Genomic DNA, 18,906 nt, shown 5'->3' with positions numbered 1-18,906 from the left:
GCGGCCACCCACCGACCCCTCTTCCGCTCTCCGGGATGACGGCGCATCCCGGCGCACCGCACCCGCCCCGTACAACCGGCCCCTTCTTGGAGGCATTCGTGCACGGGAACGACCGCACCACCCGCACCCGCAGAAACGAGACACCCGGACGACGCCGATTCCGCAAGGCGGTGGCCCTGCTCAGCGGGGCCCTGCTCGCGGGCGCCACGCTGAGTCTCACCGCCCCCCAGGCCGGCGCAGCCGTCGCCGACCCGGCAGCCGCGGCGGCCGAGGACTTCCAGCAGGTCACCCTCGCCAAGGGGGCCGCGGAGGTCGGCGAGCCCATGTCGCTCGCCGTCCTGCCGGACCGCTCCGTCCTGCACACCTCGCGCGACGGCACGCTGCGGCTCACCGACGCCGCCGGCAACACCAAGGTCGCGGGCAAGCTGGACGTCTACTCGCACGACGAGGAGGGCCTCCAGGGCGTCGGCGTCGACCCCGGCTTCACCGACAACCACTTCGTCTACCTCTACTACGCGCCCCCGCTGGACACCCCGGCGGGCGACGCCCCGGAGACCGGCACCGCCGCCGACTTCGCCCCCTTCGACGGCGTCAACCGGCTCTCCCGGTTCGTCCTGAACACGGACGGCACGCTCGACAAGGCCAGCGAGAAGCAGATCCTCGACGTCAAGACCTCCCGCGGCCTCTGCTGTCACGTCGGCGGTGACATCGACTTCGACAAGGACGGCAACCTCTACCTGTCGACCGGCGACGATACCAACCCCTTCCAGTCGGACGGCTACTCACCCATCGACGAGCGGTCCGACCGCAACCCGGCCTTCGACGCCCGCCGCTCCGCCGGCAACACCAACGACCTGCGCGGCAAGATCCTGCGCATCAAGGTGAACGCCGACGGCTCGTACGCCGTACCCGACGGCAACCTCTTCGCGCCGGGCACGCCCAAGACGCGGCCCGAGATCTACGCGATGGGCTTCCGCAACCCGTTCCGCTTCAGCGTCGACAAGGAAACCGGCATCCTCTACGTCGGTGACTACGGACCCGACGCCGGCTCCGCCAACCCGGACCGCGGCCCCTCGGGACAGGTCGAGTTCGACCGGGTCACCGGCCCCGGCAACTTCGGCTGGCCGCTGTGCATCGGCGACAACCAGGCGTACAAGGACTACGACTTCGCCACCAAGACGTCCGGCGCCGCCTTCGACTGCGCCGCGCCGAAGAACACCTCGCCGCACAACACCGGTCTGACCGACCTGCCGCCGGCCCAGGCCGCCTGGATCCCCTACGACGGCCCGTCCGTGCCCGAGTTCGGCGACGGCTCCGAATCCCCCATGGGCGGACCGGTCTACCACTACGACCCCGCGCTCGACTCGCCCGTCAAGTTCCCGCAGGCCTACGACGGCGACTTCTTCGCCGGTGAGTTCGGCCGCCGCTGGATCAAGCGCATCACCAGCGACGCGAACGGCACCGTGCAGTCCATCAACCCCGTGCCCTGGACCGGTACCCAGGTGATGGACATGGCCTTCGGCCCGGACGGGGCGCTGTACGTCCTCGACTACGGCCTGTCCTGGTTCGGCGGCGACGACAACTCGGCCCTGTACCGCATCGAGAACGCCACCGGCGGCCACTCGCCGGTCGCCCAGGCCGCGGCCGACCGCACCTCGGGACAGGCACCGCTGAGGGTCTCCTTCTCCTCGGCCGGCACCAGCGACCAGGACGGCGACGCGCTCACCTACAGCTGGGACTTCGGTGACGGCACCACCGCGACCGGCGCCAACCCCAGCCACACCTACAAGAAGAACGGCACCTACACCGCCACGCTCACCGCGAAGGACCCGGGCGGGCGCACCGGCAGCGCCAGTGCGCAGGTCGTCGTCGGCAACACCGCGCCGACCGTCACGCTGCAACTCCCGCAGGACGGCCAGCTGTTCAGCTTCGGTGACGCAGTCCCGTTCAAGGTGAAGGTCACCGACCCCGAGGACGGCACGGCCATCGACTGCTCCAAGGTCACGGTCAACTTCGTCCTCGGCCACGACACCCACGGCCACCCGCTGACCTCCGCGACCGGCTGCTCCGGCACCATCCAGACCAGCGCGGACGGCGGACACGACGAGAACGCCAACATCTTCGGCGTGTTCGACGCCCAGTACACCGACAACGGGGGCGGCGGCCAGGCCGCGCTCACCACGCACGACCGCAACGTCCTCCAGCCGCGGCACCGCCAGGCCGAGCACTACAGCGACTCCTCGGGCATCTCGCAGATCAGCAAGGACAGCGCGCACGGCGGCAAGACGGTCGGTGACATCGACAACGGCGACTGGATCGCCTTCACCCCGTACGCGCTCGGCAACGCGAAGCAGATCACGGCCCGGGTGTCCTCCGGCGGCGCGGGCGGCACCCTGGAGGTCCGCGCGGGCTCCCCGAAGGGCAAGCTCCTCGGCAAGGCCACCGTGCCGGTGACCGGCGGCTGGGAGAGCTTCCAGGACGTCAGCGCCGACCTGGCGCGCGCGCCGAAGGCCACCACCACGCTCTACCTGGTCTTCAAGGGCAGCACCGGCAACGGCGCCCTGTTCGACGTCGACGACTTCGTCTTCACCACGAGCTGAGAGGAGGCCGTGATGCGCGCGACCGGCAGACTGACGACCGCCGCCCTCGGAGCGGCCCTGCTCCTCGGCTGCGTGGCGGGACCCGCCTCGTCGCACCCGGCGGAGAGCAAGCGGGTACTGGTCTTCTCCAAGACGGCCGGATTCCGGCACGACTCGATCCCCGAGGGGATCGCGACGGTCAAGGAACTCGGCGCGAGCGGCGGCTTCGCCGTCGACGCCACGGAGGACGCCGGTGCCTTCACCGGGAAGAACCTGCGGCGCTACGCCGCGGTCGTCTTCATGTCCACGACGGGCGACGTCCTCGACGACGCCCAGCAGCGGGCCTTCGAAGGCTACATCCACGACGGAGGCGCCTACGTGGGCGTCCACGCCGCCGCCGACACCGAGTACGACTGGGCGTTCTACGGCGGCCTGGCCGGCGCCTACTTCCAGTCGCACCCGGCGATCCAGCCGGCCACGGTGAACGTGGAGGACCGCGGTCACCCGGCGACCTCGGACCTGGCGCGCACCTGGGACCGCACGGACGAGTGGTACAACTACCGCTCCAACCCGCGCGAACGCGCCCATGTCCTCGCCTCGCTCGACGAGGCGTCGTACACCGGCGGCACCATGAACGGCGATCACCCGATCGCCTGGTGCCAGGACTACCAGGGCGGCCGTGCCTTCTACACCGGGGGCGGCCACACCAAGGAGTCCTACGCCGACCCCGCGTTCCGGCAGCATCTGCTGGGCGGGATCCGCTGGGCCGTCGGTGACGCCCAGGCCGACTGCCGCCCGGAGAACGGCTACCGGCCGATCTTCGACGGCACCGGTCTGGACGGCTGGAGCCAGGCCGGTCCGGGCTCCTTCATCCTGTCCGAGGACGGCACGCTCACCTCCACGGGTGGCATGGGCATGCTCTGGTATGCCGGGCAGAGCTTCGGGTCGTACTCCCTGAAGCTCGACTGGAAGATGGACGGCGACGACAACTCGGGCGTGTTCGTGGGCTTCCCGCCCTCGGACGACCCGTGGTCGGCCGTGAACAACGGGTACGAGATCCAGATCGACGCCACCGACGTGCCCGAGAAGACCACCGGGTCCGTCTACGGCTTCCAGTCCGCCGACCTGAAGAAGCGCGACCGGGCGCTGAACCCGCCGGGGGAGTGGAACACGTACGAGATCCGGGTGGAGGGCGAGCGCCTCCGCATCTGGCTCAACGGCGTGAAGATCAACGATTTCACCAACACCGATCCGGCCCGGAGCCTGCGCGACGGACATGTCGGCATCCAGAACCACGGTGCCGACGACCAGGTGTCCTTCCGCGACATCCGGATCAAGGAACTGCCCGCCAAGGGCAGGTGAGCGGCGGCGGGCGGGGGACGCCGGACCCCCGCCCGCCGTCTTCGTCCTGTCATAGCCGGGGTCAGCGCACGACAAGGAGGCTGCCCATGTCCGCGTCCCTTCCCCGAAACCGTATGGGAATCTGGCTGATCGGCGCCCGGGGTTCCGTCGCCACCACCGTGGTCGCGGGCTGCGCCGCCGTGGCGGCCGGACTGCACCCGCCGACCGGAATGGTCACCGAGACTCCCCTGTTCACCGACTGCGGCCTGCCACCGCTCGCCTCGCTGGTGTTCGGCGGGCACGACGTGACCGGCTGCCCGCTGCCCAAGCGGGCCGAGCAACTGGCGGCCGGCGGCGTCCTGCCGCACGGGCTGCCCGCCGCCGTCACGGGCGAACTCGCCGCCGCCGACGCCGAGATCAGGCCCGGCGGCCCGGCCCCGGGAGACACCCGGGACGCCACGGAGGTGATCGCCGCCTTCGCCGCGGACATCGCCGACTTCGTACGACGCAACCAACTGACCGGGGCCGTCGTGGTGAACGTGGCGTCCACCGAGCCCGTCGCCACCGGAGCCGCGCTGCCGCCCAGCTCGCTGTATGCGGCGGCGGCCCTGCGGGCCGGCTGCCCCTATGTGAACTTCACCCCGTCGACCGGACTGCACCATCCGGCCCTGGCCAAGGCGGCCGCGGACAGCGGACTGCCGTACGCGGGCCGGGACGGCAAGACCGGCCAGACCCTGCTGCGTTCGGTCCTCGGCCCGATGTTCGCGCAGCGGGCGCTGGCGGTCCGTGCCTGGTCCGGCACCAACCTGCTGGGCGGCGGCGACGGCGCCGCCCTGGCCGACCCGGCGGCTGCCGCCGCCAAGAACGCCGGCAAGGAACGGGTCCTCGCCGACACCCTCGGCGGCACCCCGCAGGGCGAGGTGCACATCGACGACGTACCGGCCCTCGGCGACTGGAAGACCGCCTGGGACCACGTCGCCTTCGACGGCTTCCTCGGCACCCGGATGATCCTGCAGACCGTCTGGCAGGGCTGCGACTCGGCGCTGGCCGCCCCCCTGGTCCTCGACCTCGCCCGTCTGACGCTCCGCGCCCACGAGCAGGGCCACACCGGTCCCCTGACCGACCTCGCCTTCTACTTCAAGGACCCACTGGGCGACGCCCCGTCGGCCCTCGGCGACCAGTACACGGCCCTGACCGGCTTCGCTCAGCGGCTCCGGGAGGGCGCGCGGGCCGCGGAGTCTGCGGAGTCTGCGGTGGACGGGGCGGACACGCAGGCCGCGGAGGGCGCGCGGGCCGCGGAGGTCGTGACGGACGTGGCGGATGCGGGGATCGCGGTGGACGCGGTGGACGCGGTGGATGCGGAGGGGCGGGGATGCTGAGGAATCTGGCGTTGTTCCGCCGGTTCGCGGGGACGGGACGGTCGGCCGAGCGCGGCCGGGAGGCCGGAGCGGCCGGCGGGCCGCCGGCCCGGTCCGTGGCCGACGTGGGCGCGCGGCACCTCGGGACCCCCCGGGGGGCCGGGGCCGCCGAGGGCCGGCCGGAGCGGACCGGACGGGCACCCGGCTCCCGGCCCGACCCGGACGACGACACCGCCGAGACCCGCCCGGACCGGCCTCGACAGCAGCCCGCCGGTCGGCCCGCCCGGCCGGCTCCTTCCGGTTCACCCCTGCGGGCCTGGGCCGAACTGCTGCGGCTGCCCGCGCTGTTCACCGTGCCCGGTGACGCCCTGGCCGGTGCCGCCGCGGTGTCGGCGCGCCCCGGTCCCCGCACCCTGCTGGCCATCGGCTCCTCGCTGTGCCTGTACGAGGCGGGCATGGCCCTCAACGACTGGGCCGACCGCGACGAGGACGCCCTCGAACGCCCGCACCGCCCGCTGCCGTCCGGCCGTATCAGGCCGTCGGCGGCCCTCGCGGCGGCCGGCGCCGCCACCGCGGCGGGCCTCGCCCTGGCCGCCCGCGCCGGGCGCCCCGCACTCGCCGTCGCCACCTCGCTCGCGGCCACCGTGTGGGCGTACGACCTGGTCCTCAAACGCACCCCGGCGGGCCCCGCGGCGATGGCGGCGGCCCGCGGCCTCGACCTGCTGCTCGGCGCAGCGGCCACCCGCGCCACCCCGGACGCGGTCCGTGGCGCGCTGCCCTCCGCCGCGCTGCTGAGCAGCCACACCCTGGCGGTCACGGCGGTGTCCCGGCGCGAGACGACCGGCGGCTCGCCCCTGGCCCCGCTGGCGGCACTGGCCACCACCGTCGCCCTCGCGCTGCCGCTGACCCGGTCACGGCCAGGTCCGGCCCCCTCCGCGTCCCCGCCGACCGCCGCCGACGCCGTGGTCGTCGGCGGCGGTCGAGAGCGTGCCGTGACGCGCCTTCGGGCGGCCGCGGGTGCGGCAGCCGCCCTGGTGCCCCCACCGCTCGCGCCTGACGCCACGGTCCTCGGCGGCCTCCGAGAACCAGGCTCCCCCCGCCGTCCGGCGGGCCGGGGTGATGCAGCCACCCCCGGCCCGTCGGGCACCTCCCCACCGACGTCCGGCCGCGCCACCGGCGCCGTGTCCGAGGTGCTGCGGGCCGCCCTGGGCACCGCCTACGCCGTCACGGCCGGCCGGCCCTACTTCCACGCCGCGCTCAATCCGTCTCCCCAGCTCACCCAGCGAGCCGTCGGCGGGGGCATCCGCGCGACCATCCCCCTCCAGGCCGCGCTCTGCGCCCGTGCCGGTGCCCCGGTCGGCGCACTGCTGACCGCGACCCTCGCACCGCTCGCCCGCCGCTTCGCAAAGAAGGTGAGCGTCACATGAGCCCCCGACCCACGGTCCCGAGCAATCTCGACACCGGCTCCTCAGCGCCCCTCAGGGGCGCGCGGAACCGCGCGCCCAGCCACGACGTGTCCGCACCCGAAGAATCCACAGCCCCCACCCCCGGACCCGAACCCAAAGCCGAACCCACCTCCGCCTCTGCCTCCGCCGCCCCCCTCACCTCCACCCCCGCCTGTCATGCCCCTGCCGCCCAGGCGGGCACACCCCCCACCCCGCCCCCCGGCGGCCGGCCGCTCCGCTTCGGATACGGCACCAACGGCCTCACCGACCTCCGCCTCGACGACGCCCTCGCGCTCCTCGCCGACCTCGGCTACGACGGCCTCGGCCTGACCCTCGACCACATGCACCTCGACCCCCTCGCCCCGAACCTCGGCGCCCGCACCCGCCGCGTCGCACACCGCCTGGCGGAACTCGGCCTGGACGTCACCGTGGAGACGGGCGCCCGCTACGTCCTGGACCCCCGGCGCAAGCACGGCCCCTCCCTGCTCGACCCCGACCCCACGGCCCGCGCCCGCCGCGTGGACCTGCTGCTGCGCGCCGTGCGGGTCGCCGCCGACCTCGGGGCGCACGCCGTGCACTGCTTCAGCGGGATCACCCCGGCCGGTACCGACCCGGACACGGCCTGGCAACGGCTGGCCCAGTCCCTGGCGCCGGTCGTGGACGCCGCCGCCGACGCGGGCGTCCCGCTCGCCGTGGAACCCGAACCCGGCCATCTGCTCGCCACCCTCGCCGACTTCCACCGCCTGCGCCGCACGCTCGGCGACCCCGAACCCCTCGGCCTCACCCTCGACATCGGCCACTGCCAGTGCCTCGAACCCCTCCCGCCCGCCGACTGCGTACGCGCCGCCGCCCCCTGGCTGCGCCACGTCCAGATCGAGGACATGCGGCGCGGAGTCCACGAGCACCTGCCCTTCGGGGACGGCGAGATCGACTTCCCGCCCGTCCTCGCCGCCCTCGCCGCCACCGGCTACCGGGGCCTGACCGTCGTCGAACTGCCCCGCCACTCCCACGCCGGGCCCCACCAGGCATCCCTCGCCCTCCCGTTCCTGCGCCGGGCGGCCACCGCCGCCACCGCCGCCACGGCCGCGTCTCCGGGGTCCCCGGGGTCCCCGGGGCTCCCGGGGCTCCCGGGGTCCCCGCACCCCGCCCGGCCCGCCGGCGAGCCCTCCGCCACCCCCGAAGGGAGCCCCGCATGACCACCCGGCCCCCCGCACCGGACACCCCGGTGGCCGGCCCCGCGCACACCCCGCCGGACCGACTGCGCACCCTGCTGCACGCCCGGCTCGACACCACCGCCCGTTCCTGGCTGGAGAAAGCCCTCGACGAGGCGACCGCACCCCCCGACACCCACGGCCCCGTCCCCGCCTGGGAACTGCGGCTCGCGGAGGCCGGCCGGCGCTGCGGACCCGTCCACGCCGACGCCGCCCGCGTCCTCGTCCTGCACGCCGCCCGCCCCGACACCGACGCCCTCACCCGCGTCTACCGGCAGGGCACCGCCGACGAACGCCGCGCGGTCCTGCACGCCCTGCCCCACCTGGTGGCGGACACCGGCGCGCTCCCGCTCGTCGAGGACGCGCTGCGCACCAACGACACCCGGCTCCTCGCCGCCGCCGTAGGCCCCTACGCCGCCCGCCACCTGGACGCCCACGCCTGGCGGCACGCCGTACTCAAATGCCTGTTCACCGGCGTGCCCGTCGCCGAGGTGGCCGACCTCGCCCGCCGCGCCCACGGAGACCCGGAACTCGCCCGCATGCTCGACGACTACGCCGCCGAACGCACCGCCGCGGGCCGGCACGTGCCCGACGACCTGTACCGGGTGCTGACCCTGACCGGCGCCGAGACCCCGCCGCACAGCACGGACGACCCCCACGGCAAGGAGTCCTGATGCGCATCTTCGACCCCCACATCCACATGACCTCCCGGACCACCGACGACTACGAGGCCATGCACACCGCGGGCGTCCGCGCCGTCGTCGAGCCCGCCTTCTGGCTGGGCCAGCCCCGTACCTCACCGGCCTCCTTCCTCGACTACTTCGACTCGCTGCTGGGCTGGGAACCCTTCCGCGCCGCCCAGTACGGCATCGCCCACCACTGCACGCTCGCCCTCAACCCCAAGGAGGCGAACGACCCGCGGTGCGTGCCCGTCCTCGACGCACTGCCCCGGTACCTCGTCAAGGACCGGGTCGTGGCGGTCGGTGAGATCGGCTACGACTCGATGACCCCGGCCGAGGACACCGCACTCGCCCTGCAACTCCAACTCGCCGCCGACCACGCGCTGCCCGCGCTCGTGCACACCCCGCACCGCGACAAGCTCGCCGGGCTGCGCCGCACCCTCGACGTGGTCCGGGAGTCCGCGCTGCCCCCGAGCCGGGTCCTGGTCGACCACCTCAACGAGACCACCGTCAAGGAGGCCAAGGACAGCGGCTGCTGGCTCGGCTTCTCCGTCTACCCGGACACCAAGATGGACGAGGAGCGGATGGTCGCCATCCTGCGCTCCTACGGGCCCGAGAAGGTCCTGGTGAACTCCGCCGCCGACTGGGGAAGGAGCGACCCGCTCAAGACCCGCAAGGTGGGCGACCTGATGCTCGCCGAGGGCTTCTCCGCGGACGACGTCGACCAGGTCCTGTGGCACAACCCGGTCGCGTTCTACGGGCTCAGCGGCCGACTGAGCCTGGACACCGGCCGGGCCGGCACCACCCACGAGGGCAACAGCATCCTGCGCGGCGGGGAGTGACCGATGCGCTTCCGGCACCCCGACGGCACCACCGTCCACCTCGCCTACTGCACCAACGTGCACCCCGCCGAAACCCTGGAGGGCGTCCTCGCCCAGCTCCGCGACCACTGCGAACCCGTACGCCGCAGGCTCGGCCGGGACCGGCTCGGCATCGGCCTGTGGCTCGCCAGGGACGCGGCCCACGCCCTCGTCACCGATCCCGCCGCGCTGCGCACCCTCCGCTCCGAACTGGACCGGCGCGGCCTTGAGGTCGTCACCCTCAACGGCTTCCCGTACCAGGGCTTCGGCGCCGAGGAGGTCAAGTACCGCGTCTACAAACCGGACTGGGCCGACCCCGAACGCCTGGAGCACACCACCTCCCTGGCCCGGGTGCTCGCCGGGCTGCTGCCCGACGACGTCACCGAAGGCAGCGTCTCCACCCTGCCGCTCGCCTGGCGCACCCACTGGGACGAGCAGCGGGCTCAGACCGCCCGCGCCGCCCTGCGCACCCTCGCCGAACGCCTCGACGCCCTCCAGGAGCTGACCGGCCGCTCCGTCCGCGTCGGCCTGGAACCGGAACCCGGCTGCATCGTCGAGACCACCGCCGACGCCATCGGCCCGCTCACCACGATCGGCCACGACCGCATCGGCATCTGCGTCGACACCTGCCACCTCGCCACCTCCTTCGAGGACCCGGACACCGCCCTGGACGGGCTCACCCGGGCAGGCGTCCGCGTCGTCAAGTCCCAGCTGTCCGCCGCCCTGCACGCCGCCGACCCCCGGCTCCCCGAGGTCCGCGAGGCCCTCGCGGCCTTCGCCGAACCCCGCTTCCTGCACCAGACCCGTACCCTCACCGGCACCGGCCTGCGCGGCACCGACGACCTCGGCGAGGCCGTCCACGGCGACGCGCTGCCCGACACCGCGCCCTGGCGGTCCCACTTCCACGTCCCGCTGCACGCGGCCCCCGCCGCACCCCTGACCGCCACCCTCCCGGTGCTGCGCACCGCCCTGGCCCGGCTCGTCGGCGGCCCGCACCCGCTCACCCGCCACCTGGAGGTCGAGACCTACACCTGGCAGGCCCTGCCGCCCGACCTGCGCCCCCGCGACCGCAGCCGGCTCGCCGACGGCATCGCCGCCGAACTCACGCTGGCCCGCGACCTGCTGACCGACCTCGGCCTGAAGGAGCTGCCATGAGCGCCGCGCCCGCCACCGCGGACCCCACCCCGCTGCTCGTCGTGGACGTGGTAGGTCTCACCCCCCGCCTCCTCGACCACATGCCGCACCTCAAACGGCTCGGCCGGTCCGGCTCCCGGGCCGCGCTCGGCACCGTCCTGCCCGCCGTGACCTGCTCCGTCCAGTCCACCCTGCTGACCGGCACCATGCCGTCCGAGCACGGCATCGTCGGCAACGGCTGGTACTTCCGGGAACTCGGCGACGTCCTGCTGTGGCGCCAGCACAACGCCCTCGTCGCCGGGGACAAACTGTGGGACGCCGCCCGCCGCGCCCACCCCGGCTACACCGTCGCCAACATCGGCTGGTGGTACGCCATGGGCGCCGACACCGACTTCACCGTCACCCCGCGCCCCGTCTACTACGCCGACGGACGCAAGGAACCCGACTGCTACACCCGCCCCGCCGCCCTGCACGACGAACTCACCCAGAAACTGGGCACGTTCCCGCTGTTCTCGTACTGGGGACCCGGCGCCGGCCTCGCCTCCAGCCAGTGGATCATCGACGCGACCCGGCACATCCTGCGCACCCGCACCCCCGACCTGGCCCTCTGCTACCTCCCGCACCTCGACTACGACCTCCAGCGCTACGGCCCCGACGACCCGCGCTCGCACCGGGCCGCCGCCGAACTGGACACCGCCGTGGCCCCGCTCCTGGACGACGCCCGCGCCGCCGGCCGCACCGTCGTGGCCCTGTCCGAGTACGGCATCACCCGCGCCGACCGCCCCGTGCACATCAACCGGGCGCTGCGCCGGGCCGGTCTGCTGGAGGTGCACACCCAGGCCGGCATGGAATACCTCGACCCAACGGCCTCCCGTGCCTTCGCGGTCGCCGACCACCAGATCGCCCACGTGTACGTGCGCCGGGCCGAGGACCTCGACGCCACCCGGGCCGCGCTCGACGGCCTGCCCGGCATCGACCTGCTCCTCGACGACGAGGGCAAGAAGGCCCACCACCTCGACCACCCGCGCGCCGGCGACCTGGTCGCCGTGGCGGAGCCGGACGCCTGGTTCACGTACTACTACTGGCTCGACGACGACCGCGCACCCGACTTCGCGCAGCTCGTCGAGATCCACCGCAAGCCCGGATACGACCCGGCCGAGCTGTTCATGGACCCGCTCGACCCCTACGTCAAGGCCAAGGCCGCCACCGCGCTCGCCCGCAAGAAGCTCGGCATGCGCTACCGGATGGCGGTCGTGCCCCTCGACGCCTCACCCGTGCGCGGCAGCCACGGCCGCCTTCCCGCGAGCGACGACGACGGTCCGCTCCTCCTGTGCTCCACCCCCCGCGCCGTCGGAGACCGCATCGCGGCCACCGACGTGAAGTCCCTGCTGCTCGCCCTGGCGGGCCTATCGGACCAACGGTCCAGAGAGAGGCACCCGTGAACGACACCGACACCACCGTCACCGGCACCGGCACCGACGAACCCCTGCGCCGCGCACTCGGCATCGGCCGCCGCGGCTTCCTGAGCACCTGTACCGCCGTCGCGGCGGGTGCCGTCGCCGCTCCCGTGTTCGGCGCGGCACCCGTCCAGGCGGCGCCCGCCGTCCAGACCTCCGGGAAGGGCGGCAGAGGGCAACTGCTCGTTCCCGCCGACAAGCGCGGCCTCATCCTGTACACCGTCCGCGACGCCACCGGCCGCGACCCGCTCGCCACCAGCCTGCCCTCCGGGTTCCGGTCCGTGTTCGAGCAACTGGCCCGGTTCGGCTACCGGCAGGTCGAGTTCGCCGGGTACGGCCAGCACCCCAACGCGCCCGGCGGCGCGAACCTGGAGAACGTCGAAGGTGCCCGGCTGCTGCGCCGCTGGCTGGACGAGTTCGGACTGCGCGCCCAGGGCAACCACGGCTTCATCCCCGGCTCCTGGCCGCTGACCACCGCCGACGTGGACACCTTCAAGAAGCACCTGGAGATCGCGAACATCCTCGGCATGGACCACATGGGCACCGGTGGCGACCCCACCGGCAGCTCCTACCGGGCCGACTGGGACGTGGCCGCGGACAAGTGGCACGCCCTCGGCGAGATCGCCCGCCGCGCCGGGATCAAGCTGTACACGCACAACCACGACGCCGCCTACGGCTTCCTCCTCGACAGCGGCCCGCTCGACGCCCAGGGCCGCCCGACCCGCAGCTCCGGCGTCCGCAAGCTGGAGTACTTCCTGTCCGTCACCGACCCCAAGCTGATCTGGCTGGAGATGGACATCTACTGGGCGCACGTGGCCCAGTACAAGTTCCGCACCTACACCGCTCCCGACGGCTCCACCCGTGAGAAGGTCTTCGACCCTGCGGGCCTGGTCGCCCGCCACAACAAGCGCTACCCGCTGTTCCACGCCAAGGACGGAGTCGCCAACACCACCAGCGGCGAGGGCTACGACATGGTCCCGTTCGGCACCGGAGTCATCGACTACACGACGTTCTTCTCCCGCGTGGGCCGGAGCAATTACCACAACCCCATGGTCGAGCAGGACAACGCGCCCAGCTCCACCGACCCGGCCCAGTCCCTGGACCACGCGCGCATCGGCTACCAGAACCTCGCCGCGCTGCGCCGGAAGTAACACCCACCGCACGGATACCCAGGAGGCCCTCCCCACGGCCGGGGGAGGGCCTCCTGGCGGATCCGGTGGTTCAGCCGGCCGGCCGCGGGACGGCACGCGGACCCCGTACCGGCGGCAGCGCGACACACGCCGCGAGCAGCGACACCCCACCGGCCGACGAGCCGGTGGCCGGCGGGGCTGCCGTCATGTCAGGCCATCTCCTCGCCGAGCGGCTGTGGGTTGGGGGCGATGCGCCGGACCTCGGGCCTGCCCGGTGCTCTGAGGAAGACCGCGAGTACCGCACAGGCCAGACCGATGGAGCCGGCCAGCACGAACGCGCCGTGGTAGTCCCACGCGGCGACGACGACCGAGCCCATGCCGGAGCCGACGAGGCCCGAGACCAGCTTGGAGCTGTAGACCATGCCGTAGTTGCTGGCGTTGTTGTTCTCACCGAAGTAGTCCGCCGTCATCGCCGCGAACAGCGGGAAGATCGCCCCGCCGCCGAAGCCGGAGACCATCGAGCAGAACAGGAAGAACGGCATGCTGCCCATCTGTCCGGAGACCAGCACGCCGAACTGCGCGGTACCGAGCACCAGACACACGATGATCAGTGTGTTGCGGCGCCCGTAGCGGTCGGATATCCAGCCGATGACGCCGCGTCCGGTGCCGTTGACGATCGCCTTCAGGGACATCGCCGTGGCCACGATCCCGCCCGCGAAGCCCATGTCCTTGCCGAACGGGACCTGGAAGGCGATGCCGAAGATGTTGATGCCGGCCGTGCACAGCAGACAGAACCACATCATCCACAGGACCGGTGTGCGCGCCGCCTCCTTCGGCGTGTACTGCTTCACGGCCGGCGGGTTCTTCTCCAGTGCCCGGCGGATGCGCGGGTCGTCGGTCGCCCTCAGCGGGTCGACCTGCGGCGGCCACCAGTTCTTCGGCGGGTCCTGGAAGAACCAGCCCGCGGCGGCCACCATGACGCACAGGCCGACGCCCACCGCGGCCAGCACCGTCTGGTAGTTGCCCAGATCCATGTACGAGGTGAAGAGGAACACGAACGGCACGGACCCGTAGGCGAAACCGCCGTTGACGAAGCCGGTCTTGCCGCCCTTGCGCTCCGGGTACCACTTGCCGACCATGTTGATGCAGGTCGCGTAGACCAGACCGGCGCCGATACCGCTGCACATGCCGAAGCCTAGATAGGCGACGAGCACATTCGGCGCGTACGCCAGCGACAGGTAGCCCAGCATGGTGCCGACCGCGCCGATCAGCATGGCCGTACGGGCGGGCAGCCTGCCGCTCTCCCGCAGCTGTCCGGCCGGGAAGGCCACGGCCGCCTGGAAGAACACCCAGACGCCCATCAGCCAGAAGATGTGTCCGCTGCTCCACAGATGCGCGTCGTGGAGTGTGTCCTCCGCCGAGGTGAACGCGTACTCGGCGGAGCTGATGCCCATCATGCCCACCCAGGGCAGGATGACCATCCACTTGCGCGAGCGCCCCATGATGTCGACATCGGACTCGCCGATCCGGTACACGCGGCCGTTGCGGTCCGCCACCTCCCGGAACGGGACGGCAGTGGAGTGGTCGGTGGTTGTCATGTCTCGATTCCCCTTGCGTCGAAAGCTCTGGCCAGCGCCCCCTGTCCAATGCGTTTCGTGCGCGCTCGGGTCCCGGGGCCGGCCGGCGCACCGTCGGCCGGCCCCTCCTCGCTCACCTCATGAACCGCCCCCCAACAACCCCGCGGCCTGAGCCCAGCGGTACTTCGCACCCAGCACGGCGACCGGCTTCTCCGTCGTGTACGGGTACGCCACCACGCCGTGCTCGTACAGGTACTGGCACGCCTCCTCGACCTCGACGTCGCCCGCGAGTGACGCGACGACGGGTTTCTCGACGCCGCGCGCCCGGAACTCCGCCACCACCCGCGCGGTCAGTTCGGCGAACACCATGGGCGGCGTGACGATCGTGTGCCAGTAACCGAGGACCAGCGCGTGGATCCGCGGGTCCTCCATTCCGAGCCGGATCGTCGCCTCGTACGTCGACGGCGGCTCGCCCCCGGTGATGTCCACCGGGTTGCCCGCGGCCCCGAAGGGCGGGATGAACGTCCGGAAGGCCGCGTCCAGGTCCGGCGGGATCTCCATCAGGGACAGGCCGTTGTCCGTCACCGCGTCCGACAGCAGCACACCGCTGCCGCCCGCCCCCGTGATGATCACCACGTTGTCGCCCCGGGGCGTGGGCAGCACCGGCAGCCCGCGCGCGTACTCCAGCATGTCGTTCAGGCCCGGCGCCCGGATGACACCTGCCTGGCGGAGGATGTCGTCGTACACGGCGTCGTCGCCGGCCAGCGCCCCGGTGTGCGACCCTGCGGCCTTCGCGCCGGCCGCCGTACGGCCCGCCTTCAGCACCACGACGGGTTTCCTCGGCACGGTCGCGCGCGCCGCCTCGACGAACGCGCGGCCGTCCTTCAGGTCCTCCAGGTGCATCGCGATGCACTCGGTGTGCGGGTCCTCGCCGAACCAGGTCAGCAGGTCGTCCTCGTCCAGGTCCGACTTGTTGCCGAGACCGACGATCGCCGACACGCCCGTCTTGGTGGTGCGCGCGAACCCCAGGATGGCCATCCCGATGCCGCCGGACTGCGAGGTCAGCGCCACCCCGCCCTTGACGTCGTACGGCGTGCAGAACGTCGCGCACAGGTCCTGCCAGGTGGAGTAGTAGCCGTAGATGTTGGGCCCGAGCAGCCGGACGCCGTACCGCTCGCCCAGCGCCACGATCTCGGCCTGCAACTCGTGCTCACCGGTCTCCGCGAACCCGGAGGGGATCAGCACGGCGTTGGGGATCCCCTTGCACCCCACCTCCTCCAGCGCGGCGGCCACGAACTTCGCGGGGATCGCGAAGACCGCGACGTCCACCTCACCGGGGATGTCCGCGACGCTCCGGTACGCCTTGCGGCCCAGGATGTCGTCGGCCTTGGGGTTCACCGGGTGGATCTCCCCGCGGAAGCCGCCGTCGACCAGGTTGCGCATGACCGAATTGCCGATCTTGCCCTGCTCGTTGGAGGCACCGATCACGGCGACCGACGACGGTTGCATCAGCCGCCGCATGGAGGTGAGGATCTCCTCACGCGAGTAGGTGCGGCGCGGCTGCGGCTGCTTGTCCGCGATGATCACCCTGATGTCCGCGGCGACCGCTCCCTGGGCCGTGGCGATCACCGGGTTCAGATCCACCTCGGCGATCTCCGGGAAGTCCGCGACCAGTCGGGAGACCCGGCGGATCTGCTCGGCGACCGCCCACCGGTCCACGCCCGCCTGCCCGCGCACCCCGCGCAGGATCTCCGCCGAGCGGATCGAGTCCAGCATGGACAGCGCCTCGTCGGCGTCCACCGGCGCGAGCCGGAAGGTGACGTCCTTCAGCACCTCGACCAGCACACCGCCGAGCCCGAAGGCCACCACCTTGCCGAACGTCGGGTCGGTGACCGCGCCGACGATGACCTCCTGCCCCTTGGGCAGCAACTCCTGGATCTGCACGCCCTCGATCCGGGCGGCGGCGTCGTGGGCGCGTGCGTTCTCCACGATCCGGTGGAAGGCATCCCGTACGTCCGCCGCGCCCTCGACGCCGACGATCACCCCGCCCGCGTCGGTCTTGTGCAGGATGTCGGGCGAGACGATCTTCATCACGACGGGTCCGCCGAACCGCGCCGCGTGCGCGACCGCCTCGTCGACGTCCTTCGCCAGTTCCTCGCCCGGTACGGCGATGCCGTACGCGTCGGCGATGACCTTGCCCTCCGGGGCGGTGAGCGCGGTGCGTCCCTCGGCACGCACCGCGTCGAGCAGCGCCCGCACCTTCACCGCCCGGTCCTCGGCCATCACGTCAGATCACTCCGTTCGACTTGAGCAGGCGCAACTCCTCGTCACCCAAGCCGAGTTCGCCGATGTAGATCTCCTCGTTGTGCTCGCCGAGCAGCGGGGAGGCGGTGATGTCGACGGGTGAGTCGGAGAGTTTGAGCGGGCTTCCCACGGTCACGAACTCGCCGCGCTCGGGGTGCGGGACGGTGACCACCATCTCGTTGGCGACCAGCGAGTCGTCCTCGATGATCTCCTGCGTCGACAGGATCGGCCCGCACGGGATGTCGTGCGCGTTCAGCTTCTCCAGCACCTCCCACTTGGGAAGCGTCGAGGACCATTCCTCGATCAGCTGGAACATCTTGTCCAGCTTGGGCAGCCGCGCCTCGGGGGTGGCCCACCCCGGGTCGTCGGCCAGCTCCGGATGTCCGATCAGTTCGCTGAGCGGTTGCCAGCCGACGGGCTGCACGATCACGTACACGTAGTCGTTGGGTCCGCCGGGTGCGCATCTGACGGCCCAGCCGGGCTGGCCGCCGCCGGAGGCGTTGCCCGAGCGGGGGACCTCGTCGCCGAAGTCCTCGTTCGGGTACTCGGCGAGCGGGCCGTGTGCGAGGCGCTGCTGGTCGCGGAGTTTGACCCGGCACAGGTTGAGCACCGCGTGCTGCATCGCGACGTTCACGCGCTGGCCGCGGCCGGTCCGCTCGCGTTGCAGCAGGGCGGCGAGGATCGCCGCGACGGCGTGCACGCCCGTTCCCGAGTCGCCGATCTGCGCGCCGGTCGCGAGCGGCGGGCCGTCCTCGAAGCCGGTGGTCGCCATCGAACCGCCCATCGCCTGCGCGACGACCTCGTACGCCTTGAAGGCGGTGTACGGGCCCTCGCCGAAGCCCTTGATGGAGGCGTAGACGATCCGCGGGTTGATCTCCTGGATGCGGTCCCAGGTGAACCCCATCCGGTCGACCGCGCCCGGCCCGAAGTTCTCGACCATGACGTCGCTGCGGCGGATCAGCTCGGTCAGGATCTCCTTGCCGCGCCCGGTCTTGGTGTTCAGGGTGATGCTGCGCTTGTTGCAGTTGAGCATCGTGAAGTACAGGGAGTCGACGTCCGGCAGGTCACGCAGCTGCCTGCGCGTGATGTCACCGGTCGGGGCCTCCAGCTTGACGACGTCCGCGCCGAGCCAGGCGAGCAGCTGGGTCGCGGAGGGCCCGGACTGGACGTGCGTCATGTCCAGGACGCGGATGCCGTCGAGTGCCTTGGTGGTCACCGGGCTCACCTCACTTGTACGGGTCGGGATTCATGGATCCGGGGGCGTGCGCGTCCGGGGCGGCCCGGACGTCGATCGGCGGCGGCTCTCCCGGGGCTCCCGGGACCGCCGCGGCACCGGGCCGGCGCCGGCCCCGGCACGGATCTCCTGGCCGTGGCCCCCGGGCGGCTGCGCGAACGTGTCGTACGGGACTTTGCGTGGCAGGCGCCCGCGGCACCGGTGGCGGGGTCCGTGGTCCTCGGACCCGCGGCGACGGCCGTGCGGCCGGGCTCGCCGATGACGCGCGCGCGGCCGTCGGCGGTGTGCCCGGCGGACCGGACGTCCCCCGCGTCGGCGATCTCGGGGCCCTCGTCGGCGCTGCCGTCGTGGCGGTCGAGGACGTGGCCGCCGCACGGGGTGCGGATGCGGTCGACGGCTTCGGCCCACAGCGACTGGGCTCCGGGATGACCTGGGGATATCGCCTCGTCGGCGTCGTCGGGCATGGCGAAGTCCGGTCCCTTCATGAGGGGTGTGGCTCTCTCGCGGTACATTGCATACAGTCGACGGATACTGTATGAAGCTTGTTATCCCGCATCCGGTGGGTGGTGTCCAGGGGGCGTGCGGCACTTTTAGGA

14 protein-coding genes are annotated in these 18,906 nt (G+C 72.5%); 10 read left to right on the top strand and 4 right to left on the bottom strand.

From position 1 onward, the window contains the following. Positions 1-98 precede the first annotated feature (98 nt). From ACFC09_RS21855 to ACFC09_RS21810, 10 genes are all read left to right on the top strand, one after another. The gene (locus ACFC09_RS21855; RefSeq protein ID WP_376530808.1) at positions 99-2,600 is read left to right on the top strand and encodes a PQQ-dependent sugar dehydrogenase; all 2,502 of its coding nucleotides are present in this window, start codon (positions 99-101) and stop codon (positions 2,598-2,600) included. Positions 2,601-2,612: 12 nt separating this feature from the next. After that, positions 2,613-3,941 (top strand): ThuA domain-containing protein, encoded by a 1,329-nt coding sequence (locus ACFC09_RS21850; protein WP_376530805.1) that lies wholly within the window; start codon positions 2,613-2,615, stop codon positions 3,939-3,941. 86 nt (positions 3,942-4,027) lie between these two features. Further along, positions 4,028-5,299 carry an inositol-3-phosphate synthase gene (locus ACFC09_RS21845; protein WP_376530802.1) on the top strand — a complete coding sequence of 424 codons (1,272 nt, stop codon included), beginning with the start codon at positions 4,028-4,030 and terminating at the stop codon, positions 5,297-5,299. Continuing rightward, positions 5,293-6,705 carry an SCO3242 family prenyltransferase gene (locus tag ACFC09_RS21840; protein WP_376530800.1) on the top strand — a complete coding sequence of 471 codons (1,413 nt, stop codon included), beginning with the start codon at positions 5,293-5,295 and terminating at the stop codon, positions 6,703-6,705. Before ACFC09_RS21845 ends, ACFC09_RS21840 begins: the two co-directional genes overlap by 7 nt. Continuing rightward, positions 6,702-7,919, top strand: a complete 1,218-nt coding sequence (locus tag ACFC09_RS21835) for a sugar phosphate isomerase/epimerase family protein (protein WP_376530798.1) — start codon at positions 6,702-6,704, stop codon at positions 7,917-7,919. Before ACFC09_RS21840 ends, ACFC09_RS21835 begins: the two co-directional genes overlap by 4 nt. Next, positions 7,916-8,608 (top strand): EboA domain-containing protein, encoded by a 693-nt coding sequence (locus tag ACFC09_RS21830; protein WP_376530795.1) that lies wholly within the window; start codon positions 7,916-7,918, stop codon positions 8,606-8,608. The genes ACFC09_RS21835 and ACFC09_RS21830 overlap by 4 nt, the downstream gene beginning before the upstream one ends. After that, the gene (locus ACFC09_RS21825; protein ID WP_376530793.1) at positions 8,608-9,456 is read left to right on the top strand and encodes a TatD family hydrolase; all 849 of its coding nucleotides are present in this window, start codon (positions 8,608-8,610) and stop codon (positions 9,454-9,456) included. The genes ACFC09_RS21830 and ACFC09_RS21825 overlap by 1 nt, the downstream gene beginning before the upstream one ends. A gap of 3 nt (positions 9,457-9,459) precedes the next feature. Next, complete coding sequence (gene eboE, locus ACFC09_RS21820; RefSeq protein ID WP_376530790.1) at positions 9,460-10,629, top strand: metabolite traffic protein EboE; 1,170 nt, start codon at positions 9,460-9,462, stop codon at positions 10,627-10,629. Beyond that, on the top strand, positions 10,626-12,050 hold the full coding sequence (locus ACFC09_RS21815) for a nucleotide pyrophosphatase/phosphodiesterase family protein (RefSeq protein ID WP_376530788.1): 1,425 nt from the start codon (positions 10,626-10,628) through the stop codon (positions 12,048-12,050). The genes eboE and ACFC09_RS21815 overlap by 4 nt, the downstream gene beginning before the upstream one ends. After that, positions 12,047-13,216, top strand: a complete 1,170-nt coding sequence (locus tag ACFC09_RS21810) for a sugar phosphate isomerase/epimerase family protein (RefSeq protein ID WP_376530785.1) — start codon at positions 12,047-12,049, stop codon at positions 13,214-13,216. Before ACFC09_RS21815 ends, ACFC09_RS21810 begins: the two co-directional genes overlap by 4 nt. 188 nt (positions 13,217-13,404) lie before the next feature. On the opposite strand, the gene ACFC09_RS21805 is transcribed toward ACFC09_RS21810, so the two are convergent. The 4 genes from ACFC09_RS21805 to ACFC09_RS21790 form a co-directional block, all read right to left on the bottom strand. After that, positions 13,405-14,793, bottom strand: coding sequence for an OFA family MFS transporter (locus ACFC09_RS21805; protein WP_376530783.1), 1,389 nt, complete (start codon positions 14,791-14,793; stop codon positions 13,405-13,407). A gap of 117 nt (positions 14,794-14,910) precedes the next feature. Further along, positions 14,911-17,055 (bottom strand): acetate--CoA ligase family protein, encoded by a 2,145-nt coding sequence (locus tag ACFC09_RS21800; protein WP_376530780.1) that lies wholly within the window; start codon positions 17,053-17,055, stop codon positions 14,911-14,913. Between the two features lie 4 nt (positions 17,056-17,059). Then, positions 17,060-18,292: a formyl-CoA transferase gene (frc, locus tag ACFC09_RS21795; protein WP_376530777.1), complete on the bottom strand. Its 1,233-nt coding sequence runs from the start codon at positions 18,290-18,292 to the stop codon at positions 17,060-17,062. Between the two features lie 5 nt (positions 18,293-18,297). Further along, positions 18,298-18,822, bottom strand: coding sequence for a hypothetical protein (locus tag ACFC09_RS21790; RefSeq protein ID WP_376530775.1), 525 nt, complete (start codon positions 18,820-18,822; stop codon positions 18,298-18,300). Between the last annotated feature and the right edge of the window lie 84 nt (positions 18,823-18,906).

This window comes from Streptomyces sp. NPDC056161, assembly GCF_042268025.1.
In the GTDB taxonomy this organism is placed as follows: Bacteria; Actinomycetota; Actinomycetes; order Streptomycetales; family Streptomycetaceae; genus Streptomyces.
This window is presented reverse-complemented; position numbering and strand designations above follow the sequence as displayed.